Here is an 11,670-nt window from a genome sequence, read left to right as displayed (position 1 = left end):
AAACCGCGTCGTGATTACTTGGCGCGGATCAGCTGGCTCCGGTCGCACGGATACGGCTTGGATTCGGTAAAAAGCGCCATGTCCGTGAGCTTGGAGAGATCCGCCTTGGGCTTGTCACCGTATGGGTTGATAGAGCCCTCCGGCGTGGTGCGAATCGGAAACTTGAAACGCTTCATGGCGCCATTGCGGAACTTGATGGTCCACATGATCGAATCCGTACCGCGTAGCGGCTGCACCGAGCCGCCCATGGGCACGACGTCGGCGTAGTGGCGCGCCTCGATCGCGTTCTGCGGGCAGATCTTGACGCAGGAGTAGCATTCCCAGCACTGCTCGGGTTCCTGGTTGAACGCCTTCATCGCATGGCCGGTCTTCGAGCCGTCCTTGTCGAGCAGCATGAGGTCATGAGGGCAGATGTACATGCATGCGGTCTTGTCTTGACCCTTGCAGCCATCGCATTTATCGGTGCGAACAAACGTTGGCATAGTTGACTCCGCTTCTAGGAAAGTGATGTGACGATACGTCCGGGCAAGGCTCGCCCACGGCTATTTCGCCGAATGACCACTGAGCTTGACCTCCACCTTTTCGTCGTCTTTGAGGTTCGCGTAATAATCCCGCAGGATCGCCAGGACCTCCGGGCGGCTGAATTCCGCCGGGACATCCTGGCCTTCCGACAGGGCCTTACGCAGTTTCGTGCCTGACAGGAGCAGGCGATCCTTTTCGTTGTGGGGGCATGTCCGGGTCGACGCCATGCCGCCACACTTGTAACACCAGAAGGTCCAGTCGATCTTCAGGGGCTTCGTTTCGAGCGCCCCGGCCGGGATCTCGTCGAAGATCTTGTGGGCATCGAACGGCCCGTAGTAATCGCCGACCCCCGCGTGATCGCGCCCCACGATGAGGTGGGAGCAACCGTAGTTTTGGCGAAACAGGGCGTGCAGCAGGGCCTCGCGCGGTCCAGCGTAGCGCATGTCGAGGGGGTAGCCGGACTGGATGACGGTATCCTTGACGAACGCCACTTCGATCAGTTTGGCGATCGCCTTCGACCGTACCTCCGCCGGTATGTCGCCGGGCTTCAGTTTGCCGAGCAGCGAGTGGATCATGACCCCGTCGCAGATCTCGACTGCGATTTTCGCCAGATATTCATGCGAGCGGTGCATGGGATTGCGGGTCTGGAAGGCCGCGACCGTGGACCAGCCCTTGCTTTCGAACAGGGCGCGGGTTTCGGCGGGCGTCATATATGTTCCCGCGTACTTGGTCGGGAAATCCCCCTGCGAGAGCACCTTGACCGGGCCGGCGATGTTCACCGCCTTTTGTTCCATGACCATCTTCACGCCGGGATGTGCGAGATCGGTGGTCTTGAAGACCGTCTGGCACTCATGGGCCTTGTCGATGGTGTACTTCTCGGCCACGGTCATGGTGGCCATGATCTCGCGGGATTCGCTGTCTACAAGCGCCACCTCCGAGCCGATCGCGAGCTTGGCGGCCGCGCCCTCGTCGGCGGACAGGGTGATCGGGATCGGCCAGAATACGCCGTTGGAGAGACGCATGTCGTCGCATACGCCGCGCCAGTCGGCTTGATTCATGAACCCGTCCAAGGGCGTGAATCCGCCGATACCCAGCATGATCACGTCCCCGGTCTCGCGCGAGCTCATGGGGAGGGAGGGGAGGCTTTTGGCCCGTTCTTTTTCGGCTGCCGCCGCCGCCCCGCTCAGGAGGAGGGGTTTCAGTGCCGCGCTACCGTGGGGTCTCACCAATCTCGACATTAACGATTTTCCTCGGTTATAAGGCGGATACCGGGCGCACCCGGTCGGCGAGACTCTATAGCCTTACGGTTTGTAAAACTAATCAAGTTTTACGGAAAACCGATAAACCCGCTTTATAAAAGAAAAAACTAAAATTAGAGAACGCCACCATATCCTTGCCCATCGGACGATCAGTGTGCGACGTCCTTCCGGTCTTGGCAAGGCGGCCGCGACCACCGGCCCGGGATCGTGGCGCGGCCGTGGTGGCGACGCGCCGGATGGGCACGCTTGTCCCGGGTGCGCGATCCGGCCTTGGTCGCCACCGCGTGGTCATGGCACTATCGACCGCATCCGGTGTTTCCGTCAGGGATGTATCGGCGCGCGCCGACGCGCGGGCGCGGCCGGGCCCAGGAATACGGTCTGTTTCCGAGACAGCGCTTAGGTGGCAAGGTCCGCGTCGTAGAGCAAAGGGCGCGTACCGGCGCTCCATTGTGCGCACGGTAGATCGCGCCCGCGAGCACGGTCGTTTCAGGGTTTCGATGTCCGGCGGCGCGGTCTATCGTGCCCCAAGTCACGACGCAGCACGGAGATATCGACGGTGACGGTATGGAGGGCGTTGGTCCGCCAGCGCGCCAGGGCCGGATCATGGGGTATGCGCGTGGCGTGCAGCGCATGCAAGGTGGCCTCGTAGCGGTGCAGGCGCGCGCGCAGGCGATCGCGCGTGGCGAGCGCGGGGCGCGTCACCCTTCGGCCCCGGGGCCGTGGGGCACGGGGCCCGGGGGTGCGGGTCAAGGGAAGGATGGCCGGGGGCCCCTGGCAGCCAGCCGGCGGGCGCGCGGCATAGATCCAGTGTCCATCGCCCGACCGACACTTGAAGATGGCACCCATGGCCCGTGCCGTGGCGCCCATGCTCACGAGCAGGGCCACGGCCAGCAGGGGCACGATCAGGGGCGGTCTGGGCATGAGTTACAATAAAGGCGCAGGATCGCGGGAAGTCAAATGGTAAGTCGGTCTTTAATTTTGGTGGGCGTGGCCTTTCTGGCAAACGCCTTCGCGGCCACCGCCGGGGGCGGCGTGGGCCTCATCCAGTTGCCCCTGCTGCTGTTTTTGGGGCTCCCCTACCCCCAGGCCCTGGCCACCCACAAGGTGGCCAGCGTGGCGCTGGGTGTGGGCGCCGGGGGCCGCTACCGGCGCAGCGGGCTATTCAGCCGCCCCCTCGTGCTGCTGGTCCTGGCCTCGGGGCTGCCGGGCGTGCTCCTGGGGGCGCTTGTGGTGCTCGCCATCCCGCAGGCGCTCATACGCATGGTCCTGGGGGCGCTGACCGTGGGTCTCGGGCTCTATTCGTGGCGCCGCCATGATCTCGGGCAGGAGGCCATCGCCCGCCACCGCGATCCCCGGGGCCTGGCCTTGGGCGGCCTGGGCCTGTTTGTCATCGGCGTTCTGAACGGGTCCGTGACCTCGGGAACCGGGCTCTTTTGTACTTTATGGCTGGTACGCTGGTTCGGGCTCGATTACAAATCAGCGGTGGCCTATACCCTGACCCTGGTGGGCCTGGCCTGGAACGCGGCCGGCGCCGCGACCCTGGGGTCATTCGGGCAGATCCGCTGGTCGTGGCTCCCCTGGCTCCTGGCCGGGGCGCTCACCGGGAGCTATGCCGGGGCGCACGTCGCCGTCGGGTCCTCCAACCGGTGGATCAAGCGGGCCTTCGAGATCCTGACGATCGGCGTGGGCATGCGCCTGCTGGTCTAGCGGGCCGATCCGATCCGGGAAGGGCGGTGGCGAAGGGGCCGTGGGCCCCTCAGCCGGCGGCGCTCGTGCCGTAGCGGGCCCGATAATCGGCGATGGCCTCGCGATATTGCCCCAGGCCTTGGCGCCGGCCGAGGTAGGCGAGCAGTCCCGACAGCCGTCCGAGGCTCACCACCGGGATATGATGGCACGTCGCGACCTCGGCGGCCGCCGATTGCGCGCCATTGCCGCGTTCCTCGCGATCCAGCGCGATCACGACGCCGGCGAGCGTGGCGCCGGCGTCGGCAATGATGCGCGCTGATTCCGCGATCGAGGTCCCCGCCGATATGACATCGTCGATGACCAGCACCCGGCCACGCAAGGGCGCGCCCACGGTGGCCCCGCCCTCGCCATGATCCTTGGCCTCCTTGCGATTGAAGCAGTAGGGGGTGTCGCGACCATATTCGAAGACGAGTCCCGAGGCCAACGCCACCGCCAGCGGGATACCCTTATACGCGGGACCGAATATCACGTCATAGCCAAGCCCAGCGGCCTCGACGGCGCGCGCGTACAGGCGCCCGAGTTCGGTCAGCGCGCGCCCCGAGGCGAACGCCGCGGCATTGAAGAAATACGGGCTCTGGCGCCCCGATTTGAGGGTGAAGGCGCCGAAGGTCAACGCGCCGCAGGACACCGCGAGGTCGAAGAATGCGTCTTGTGTATCGTTCATGCGGGGGGTTTCCCGAGGCCTGGATTGAAGGGTAACACGCCGACGATCCGGCCGTCCCCCCGGCCGAGGGCCAGCATCACGCTCGTGTAGGTCCCGCGCAGTGGCACGAATACATATTGGTCAAGCTGCCGATGGTGCTTGCGAAAGCGGCGGATGACGGCGGCGGCCATATGATTGGTGCGCGCCAAGGCCACGAGCGGGTAGCCGTGGGCGAGGGCTGTTTTCCGCTCCGCGGCGGTATAGGGCCGATAGCGCCAGCCGCGCAGAAAGACCGGCGGCTCGCCCTGCAGCGTGCGGATCTCGACCCCGAACATGGCCTTCTTGCTGTGCGGCAGCTTCACGTAGACGTAGGCCGGGCGCGCGGGCAGGGTGCGCAGCAGGGCCTGGCCCTTGGCGCCGATGAGGGCGATGTGGGCCGCATCCAGGGCATGAAACGCCCCCTGGGAATAGACGACCATCTGGATGCGGCGGGCATAGAGCAGGTGCACACCGAACGCGAACGCCATGACCTGGGCGATGGCGATGAGCGCCAGATCCGAGCGCAGGCCCTTTTTGCCGGCGCGGAACACGATGAACGTAAGCACCGGCCCGAGTATCAGACTCGCTCCCGCCAAAAGCCCATAGGCCTGCCAGGCCCCGTCGGCGGCCAGCAGCGGGTGCGGATACCAAAGCGTGCGCACGATCGCGAATACGGCGGCGAGCGCCGCGGCGGTGAGCGCGAGATGCCAGGCGGCGGCCTTCAGGCGTGACATAGGCTGACCCTCGAGGAACGGTCCGGGCGTACGGCCCGGCGGCGACTATAGATCATAGTCGATAATGAGCGGCGCGTGGTCGCTGAAGCGCTGTTCCTTGTAGACCTGCGCCTTGCGGGCGCGCGCGGCGAGGTCGGGCGTGGCGATCTGGTAGTCGATCCGCCACCCGACATTTTTGGCATAGGCCTGTCCGCGGTTACTCCACCAGGTATAGCATCCTTCGCCTTCCGAGGGGCACAGGGCGCGGTGCACGTCCACGAACGACAGTTCGTTCAAGACGCGCGTAAACCACGCCCGTTCCTCGGGCAGGAAGCCGCTGTTGTGGCGATTGCCGCGCCAGTTTTTCAGATCGATCTCCTGGTGCGCGATGTTGAAGTCTCCGCACAGCACGACCTCGCGCCCACGCTGGGCGAGCGTCGCGAGCTGCGGGAAAAAATGGTCCATGAAGGCGAATTTCGCGGCCTGGCGCTCGGGTCCGCTGGAGCCCGACGGGAGATACACCGACACCACCGAGAGCGTGCCGAATATGAGTTCGAGATAACGCCCTTCGGCGTCGATGTCGGGCCGTCCGACGCCCGTCACGATGCCGTCGGGGGGCCTTTTTGCATAAATGCCGACGCCGCTGTAGCCGCGTTTGTCGGCGCAATGAAAATAGCCCTGGTAGCCGCCCGGCGCGCGCATCTCCGGCGTCAGGTCCGCCTCTTGGGCCCGCAGTTCCTGCAGGCACACGACGTCGGCGTCTTGCCTTGCGAGCCAGGCGAGAAAGCCCTTGGCGCACGCCGAGCGTATGCCGTTCAGATTGATGGTCACGATACGGAGCATATGTTCTCAGGCCTCGGTCGTCCTGGGGAAGTGATCTTCACGCTGGCGGATGCGCGGATTCGGCAGACATGACCGCGAGCATGCGCCCGGCCGCCGGCAGTAGCAGGTAGGCGGGGAACGCCAACAGGAAGGTCAGCAGGAAATAGGGTGCGTAGCCGAGGTCCTGCGCCCCGAAGCCGCTCGCGAAACCGGCCAGGCGCAGGCTCACCGCGAACAGTGACGAGAGCAGGGCGTACTCGGTGGCGGCGCGCTCCTTGCGCACGATCGCCATGAGGAACGCCAGAAAGGCCGCGGTACCAAGCCCGGCGGCAAAGGATTCGAGGGCGCTCACGGAATACAGGAGGAGTTCGTGGGCGAGCGGGATCGGCGCCCCGAGGGCGGCGCGCGGCAGGATGTGCGCGCACGCCGCATAGCCGAGGTTGGGCAGCACCTGGACCAGGCCGAGCACCCATAGGGATTTGTAGATGCCGATGCGATCGGTGATATAGCCGCCTACCAGGCCGCCCAAGATCGACAGCCCGATGCCCGCCATGACCGATACCGCCCCGATCTGCGCGGCGCTGAAACCGCGATCGACCCAGAATGGCTTGACCATGAAGCCGATGGCGCTGTCGCCGAGCTTATAGAGGACGATGAACACAAACACCGCTGGCATCCCCGGACGCCCCGTCATCTCCAGCAGGGCGCCGAATAACGGGCCGTCGGAGGCCGGGGGGGCGTGCGAATCGCGGCGCACAAGGCTCGTGGCCCAGACGACGAGGGCCGCCACCGCGACATAGAGGAAGAGGTGCGGGATGGCGCGTGACCAGTGCAGTGCGTCGTTGGCAAGCCACACGGCACCGAACAGCAAGGCCAGCACCAGGGCCAGCGCCTTGGGGCGGCGGCTCAAGGAGGCGAGCTCTTGGCCAAGGGATTGGCGGTCGACGGCCGTGCGCACCTGTTCCCTGGGGGCCGCCAGGCACGCGAGGCCGTCTGCGATCACAAGGCCGGCCGCCAGGATGTAGGCATAGCGCCAGCCAATGTAAGTGCTGGCGATCAGCACGAGGCCCGCGGCCAGCATGCCGGCGCGATAGAACCCGATGCGTAGGCCGTTGCCGATCCCCATCTCGCCGACTTCGAGCAGCTCCAGGCTATAGCCATCGATGGCGATGTCGTTGGTCGACGATAGCAGCGTGAACACCCCGATCGTGATAAGTGCCGCCGGCCCCACCCCGTGATTCCACGCCAGGTGTCCCAAGGCGAGCGCCATGGCGAGGTCCGCGCCGAGCATCCACAGCCGGTGATGACGGAAGTGATCGATCGCCGGTGCCCAGAGAAACTTGAGTGTCCATGGCAGCCCCAGCAGGCTTATGATCCCGATCTCCGAGAGCGGCGCGTGGTCCTCGCGGAATGCGACCGGGAACACGTCACTGAAGAGACCGAACGGCAGGCCCTCGGCCACGTACAGTACGGCGATCCAGAAGAGGCGTACCCGGACGTCGCGGCGCTTAAGATAATCGCGCACGCCGGAACCTGTAGAGGGCGATCTCCCCGAGAAGATTGGGCAGCAGGCGCAGCGCCAGCCGTGGTCTGTGGGCGTGGTCGACGACCTGCGACTCGAGGACCTCTATCTGCTCGCGCTCGCACAGGCGCGCGAAATCACGCAGTGTGCAGAGATGGATGTTGGGCGTGTTGTACCATTCATGAGGGAGCGCCGCGGACACCGGCATGCGCCCCAGGACCCCGAGCTGCCAGCGCGTGCGCCAGTGTCCGAAGTTCGGAAAGGTGACGATCCCCTCGGTACCCACGCGCAGCATCTCGCGCAGCAGCCGGTCCGGGTAGCGCACCGCCTGCAGGGTGAGCGACAGCACGACGTAATCGAACGAGCGCTCGTCGAATTCGGAGAGGCCCGCGTCCAGGTCGGTCTGGATCACGTTCACCCCGCGTCGCACGCATTCTCCGACATGGGCTTCGTCGATCTCCAGCCCGTAACCGCTCGCCCCCTTGCTCTCGGCCAGGTAGGCGAGCAGCGATCCGTCGCCGCAGCCGAGATCCAGCACCCGGCTTCCCGGCCGGATCCAGTCGCCGATGATGCGAAAGTCCACGCGTGACGGGATCATGACGAAAGCCCCGCGAACACGCGGTCCATATAGGCCGTGAAGATATCGACGTAGCGCGGGATGCGCATGAGGAAGGCGTCGTGGCCGTGAGAGGCCTTGATCTCCGCATAGCTCACGTTCAGGTCGTTGTCATGAAGCGCCTTTACGATCTCCCGCGAGCGCGCCGGGGCAAACCGCCAGTCGCTGGTAAAGGCGATCACCAGGGTGTCGGCCTTGACTGGCGCGAGCGCTTTGGCGAGATTGCCGTCGGCGGCGCCCGCCGGATCGAAATAATCGAGCGCCTTGGTCATGAGGAGGTAGGTGTTGGCGTCGAAGCGGCCCACGAAGCTATCGGCTTGGTGGCGCAGGTAACTCTCGACCTCGAAGGCGACTTGATAGTCGAAGTTGAGCTTCCCGCCGCGCAGGCCGCGACCGAATTTCTCACGCATGATGTCGTCGGAGAGGTAGGTTATATGTCCGAGCATGCGCGCGATGCGCAGCCCCCTGCGCGGCTCGGTGGCATGATCGTAGAACCGTCCCTCGTGAAAGTCCGGATCGGTCAAAATCGCCTGGCGCGCCACTTCGTTGAAGGCGATGTTCTGGGCGGTCAGCTTGGGCGCGGCGGCGATGATGACCGTATGCGCCACCCGGTCAGGGTAGTCGATCGCCCACTGCAAGGCCTGCATGCCGCCGAGACTGCCGCCGACCACCGCCGCCCATCTCCGAATTCCCAGCCGATCAGCGAGTCGCGCCTGGCTTGCCACCCAGTCGCCGACCGTTACCATCGGAAATTCCGGCCCGTAGGCGCGCCCGCTCGCGGGATTGATGGATGCCGGGCCGGTGGAACCGAAACAGCTGCCGAGATTGTTGCAGGCGACGATGAAGAACTTGGCGGTGTCCAGGCTCTTGCCGGGACCGACGTGGTGCTCCCACCAGCCCGGCCTCTTGTCGTCGGCGCTATGGTAGCCCGCGACGTGGTGACTGCCGCTCAAGGCGTGGCAGACCAGCACGGCATTGCTGGCCTCGGCGTTCAGCGTCCCGTAGGTCTCGTAAACGATCTCGTAATCCGCGAGGACGCCGCCACTTGCCAGCGCCAGCGGTTCCGCGAATCGCAACCGGGCTGGGGTTACCAGTCCCACGGAATCTGGGGGAATGGGCTTCACGAATCCACGGGATCACGCAAAGCCCGCAGTGTACTGACTCAAGGATGGGCCCGCAATGCCCCTAATGCTGGTGGTCCTCGCCGCCGTGGTCGTGACCGCAACACCCCTGATCGTGCTCGGCCTCCTCGGCCACCTCGCGGCGCACGGCGTCCATGTCCACGGCGCGCACCTGGCCTATGATCTCCTCCAGGGCCTTTTTCGGCAGACTGCCGGGTTGGGCGAACAGGATGATCTGGTCGCGGAAGATCATCAGGGTCGGAATGGAGCGGACCTGGAAATGCGCGGCAAGCTCGGTCTCGGCCTCGGTGTTGACCTTGGCGAAGACGATGTCCTTGTGCTGTTCGGAGGCCTCCTCGAAGATCGGACCGAACGCCCGGCAGGGGGCGCACCATGGGGCCCAGAAGTCGACGATGACGAACGGATTCGCGTCCACCAGCTGTTCAAAATTTGCCTTCGTTGCCTCGACTGTGGCCATGGATATCCCTCGCAAAATGCCTCATTATACAGTAGGGAGTGGGCCCTGGTCGCGTATAAAGTAGGAAAATCCTGGCACGTGGCTTGCTTGGCGGGTCCCTGGGGGAGGGGAGACGTGTATCCGAAACTGCTTTACGAGACTCTGCCGGTCTTTTACGCGGTCGCGGCCTGGGTGTGCATGAAGGCCCTGCCCCGGCCCTATGCGTTGCTGCCCACGGCGGCCTTCGCGCTCGCCGCCGTGTTGGTGGTCATCCAGCGCTGGTATTACCGCCGACAGTCCCACGGCCCGGAATAGCCGACTCAGAGGTGAAGGCGCGCGAGCCACAGGCGCGCGAGAAGGCCGGCCTCGGTCATATAGCCGGCGGCCACGAAGCGGATGCGTCCGCGCGGTCCGAGGATGAATGCCATCGGCAGGACGCGGACCCCGTAACGTCGGGCAATGCCGCCGTGCCGGTCCAGGATGACGGGGGTATGCCAGTGATGGTCCGTGGCGAATGCCCGCACGGCCGCCGCCGGGGATTGGGTGGCTACGACCACCACCGGGGCATGGCGCGCCACGGCCTGGACCGCACCCTGGTCGGCGCGGCACACCGGACACCAGGTCGCAAAGAAATCGATGAGCAGGGCGCGTCCGGCCGCGATCGGCGGGGCGTGCCCGTTCAGGCTCGCGCCGGGCAGCGGCGGGGCGCGCCCATCGGCGGCGTGGCGCGTGAGGTAGGCGTTGCCGGCCAGGATGAGTGCCGCTGCCGCCAGCAACTCGAGGGCCCCTCGAGTCACGCGGTTCACGTAAGGAGCGTAAGCCCGAGGTGGTGCAACGGCTGTACGACCAGTATGGCGATGAGCTCGAGACCTATGACCACCAGGACTGGCGAGAGGTCGATTCCGGAGATCAAGGGTAGCAGGCGCCGGGCCGGACGCATGAACGGCTCGGTCAGGTGGATGGCGAGATCCGTGAACGGGTGCTCGCCATAGGGGCTCACCCAGCCCATGAGTACGCGCACGAAGATCGCCGCGATCAGGACATAAAGCGTAAGCTGGATCAGATCCGCGAGGCTCAGGATCAGGATGCCCGCAAAGTGCGGCGCCACGCGCTCGACGAGCGCCATCAGCGTGATCTTCAGGGCCTCGAGCATGATGAGCAGTGCCGCGGACGCGAAGTCGATCCCAAAGAAGCCCGGTATCAGGCGCCGTAAGGGCAGAAGCGGACCGTTCGTTACGCGTACGATGAACTGGCTGAAGGGGTTGTAGAAGTCGGCGTGGGTGAGCTGCAGCAAAAAGCGCAGCAGCACCAGGATGACATACATCCCAAACAGGGTATCGATGAGAAAGGCCAGGGCTTGGCTCAGATAGCTCACGCCGCCCCCAGTTGCTCGCCCAGCTCGCGCGAGCGATCGCAGGCCGCTTGCGCGGCGCGTCCGAACATCTCCATGAAGCCCTCGCCCAGGAGGCTCTTTATGGCGCGCTCGGTGGTGCCGCCCGGGGATGTGACACGCGCGCGCAGGAGCGCGGCCTCCCCGGGGTGATCGTGGACCATGCGCCCGGCGCCGGCGGCCGTGCCCGCGGCCAGCGCCGCGCTCAGATCCGGCGGGAGTCCCAGCATCGCTCCGGCGGCGGCGAGCGCCTCGACCATCAGGAAGAAGTAGGCGGGCCCGCTCCCGGAGATCGCGGTGGCGGCATCCATGAGGGCCTCGTCTGCGAGCCAAAACACCTGGGACACCGCGCCCAATACGGTCGCCGCCGCTTCGCGTTGCGTCGGGGTGGCCTCATCATTGGCCCACAATACGCTGACCCCGGCGTTGATCAAGGCCGGGGTGTTGGGCATGGCACGAATGATGGCCGGCCCGCCCTCTAGCCAGCGGGCGATATCCGCTCCGCGGATGCCGGCCGCCACCGAGACCACGAGCGGCCGGCGCTCTCGAACCCTGGGGGCGATGGCGGCGCACAGGTCACGCATGGCCTGCGGCTTTACCGCCAATACCAGGAGGTCGGCGCGCGCGACCACGGAATCGTTGTCGGCCATGGCGCTGATCCCGAGGTCGTGGACGCGTTGCCGCTTGTCGGCGTGTGGATCGGAGACCGCTATGCGGTCCGGCGCCATGCGCGATGCCAGGCCGGAGGCCAGCGCCAGACCCATGTGACCCGCGCCGATGATGCCTATCGAGAAGTTTTGCATGGGGTGAGTGTAAGGGG

General features: G+C 65.7%; 15 protein-coding genes. 2 read left to right on the top strand and 13 right to left on the bottom strand.

The window, feature by feature from the left end; genetic code table 11:
- Window positions 1-14 precede the first annotated feature (14 nt).
- The 3 genes from aprB to C4901_RS14725 all read right to left on the bottom strand — a co-directional run bounded on the left by aprB (window position 15) and on the right by C4901_RS14725 (window position 2,702).
- Window positions 15-482, bottom strand: a complete 468-nt coding sequence (gene aprB / locus C4901_RS14735) for an adenylyl-sulfate reductase subunit beta (protein WP_110137973.1) — start codon at window positions 480-482, stop codon at window positions 15-17.
- Between the two features lie 60 nt (window positions 483-542).
- Window positions 543-1,760, bottom strand: coding sequence for a sulfate adenylyltransferase (gene sat / locus C4901_RS14730; RefSeq protein ID WP_110137972.1), 1,218 nt, complete (start codon window positions 1,758-1,760; stop codon window positions 543-545).
- A gap of 507 nt (window positions 1,761-2,267) precedes the next feature.
- Window positions 2,268-2,702: a hypothetical protein gene (locus C4901_RS14725; RefSeq protein ID WP_110137971.1), complete on the bottom strand. Its 435-nt coding sequence runs from the start codon at window positions 2,700-2,702 to the stop codon at window positions 2,268-2,270.
- A gap of 36 nt (window positions 2,703-2,738) precedes the next feature.
- On the opposite strand from C4901_RS14725, the gene C4901_RS14720 reads away from it, so the two are divergent.
- A complete protein-coding gene (locus tag C4901_RS14720) occupies window positions 2,739-3,488 on the top strand; it encodes a sulfite exporter TauE/SafE family protein (protein WP_110137970.1) in 750 nt (249 codons plus the stop codon).
- Window positions 3,489-3,537: 49 nt separating this feature from the next.
- Here C4901_RS14720 and pyrE read toward each other — a convergent pair whose 3' ends face one another.
- The 7 genes from pyrE to trxA form a co-directional block, all read right to left on the bottom strand.
- Window positions 3,538-4,191 carry an orotate phosphoribosyltransferase gene (gene pyrE / locus C4901_RS14715; protein WP_110137969.1) on the bottom strand — a complete coding sequence of 218 codons (654 nt, stop codon included), beginning with the start codon at window positions 4,189-4,191 and terminating at the stop codon, window positions 3,538-3,540.
- On the bottom strand, window positions 4,188-4,943 hold the full coding sequence (locus tag C4901_RS14710) for a hypothetical protein (protein WP_110137968.1): 756 nt from the start codon (window positions 4,941-4,943) through the stop codon (window positions 4,188-4,190). Before C4901_RS14710 ends, pyrE begins: the two co-directional genes overlap by 4 nt.
- 45 nt (window positions 4,944-4,988) lie before the next feature.
- On the bottom strand, window positions 4,989-5,765 hold the full coding sequence (locus C4901_RS14705; protein WP_110137967.1) for an exodeoxyribonuclease III: 777 nt from the start codon (window positions 5,763-5,765) through the stop codon (window positions 4,989-4,991).
- Between the two features lie 37 nt (window positions 5,766-5,802).
- A complete protein-coding gene (locus C4901_RS14700; protein WP_110137966.1) occupies window positions 5,803-7,269 on the bottom strand; it encodes an MFS transporter in 1,467 nt (488 codons plus the stop codon).
- Window positions 7,253-7,864, bottom strand: a complete 612-nt coding sequence (gene metW / locus C4901_RS14695) for a methionine biosynthesis protein MetW (protein ID WP_110137965.1) — start codon at window positions 7,862-7,864, stop codon at window positions 7,253-7,255. The genes C4901_RS14700 and metW overlap by 17 nt, the downstream gene beginning before the upstream one ends.
- Window positions 7,861-9,006 carry a homoserine O-acetyltransferase gene (locus tag C4901_RS14690; protein WP_110137964.1) on the bottom strand — a complete coding sequence of 382 codons (1,146 nt, stop codon included), beginning with the start codon at window positions 9,004-9,006 and terminating at the stop codon, window positions 7,861-7,863. Before C4901_RS14690 ends, metW begins: the two co-directional genes overlap by 4 nt.
- A 61-nt stretch (window positions 9,007-9,067) precedes the next feature.
- On the bottom strand, window positions 9,068-9,481 hold the full coding sequence (gene trxA, locus C4901_RS14685) for a thioredoxin (protein ID WP_110137963.1): 414 nt from the start codon (window positions 9,479-9,481) through the stop codon (window positions 9,068-9,070).
- A 114-nt stretch (window positions 9,482-9,595) separates the two neighbouring features.
- Between trxA and C4901_RS14680 the strand changes: the two genes are divergently transcribed.
- Window positions 9,596-9,775 carry a hypothetical protein gene (locus C4901_RS14680; protein ID WP_110137962.1) on the top strand — a complete coding sequence of 60 codons (180 nt, stop codon included), beginning with the start codon at window positions 9,596-9,598 and terminating at the stop codon, window positions 9,773-9,775.
- A 5-nt stretch (window positions 9,776-9,780) separates the two neighbouring features.
- On the opposite strand, the gene C4901_RS14675 is transcribed toward C4901_RS14680, so the two are convergent.
- The 3 genes from C4901_RS14675 to proC are packed head-to-tail and all read right to left on the bottom strand — an operon-like array spanning window position 9,781 to window position 11,653.
- Window positions 9,781-10,266 carry a redoxin domain-containing protein gene (locus C4901_RS14675; RefSeq protein WP_110137961.1) on the bottom strand — a complete coding sequence of 162 codons (486 nt, stop codon included), beginning with the start codon at window positions 10,264-10,266 and terminating at the stop codon, window positions 9,781-9,783.
- A complete protein-coding gene (locus C4901_RS14670; RefSeq protein ID WP_110137960.1) occupies window positions 10,263-10,835 on the bottom strand; it encodes a YggT family protein in 573 nt (190 codons plus the stop codon). Before C4901_RS14670 ends, C4901_RS14675 begins: the two co-directional genes overlap by 4 nt.
- Window positions 10,832-11,653, bottom strand: a complete 822-nt coding sequence (gene proC, locus C4901_RS14665) for a pyrroline-5-carboxylate reductase (RefSeq protein ID WP_110137959.1) — start codon at window positions 11,651-11,653, stop codon at window positions 10,832-10,834. Before proC ends, C4901_RS14670 begins: the two co-directional genes overlap by 4 nt.
- Between the last annotated feature and the right edge of the window lie 17 nt (window positions 11,654-11,670).

Source organism: Acidiferrobacter sp. SPIII_3 (assembly GCF_003184265.1).
Lineage (GTDB): Bacteria > Pseudomonadota > Gammaproteobacteria > Acidiferrobacterales > Acidiferrobacteraceae > Acidiferrobacter.
The sequence above is the reverse complement of the archived record's forward strand: the minus strand, read 5'-3'. Positions and strand labels throughout refer to the sequence as shown.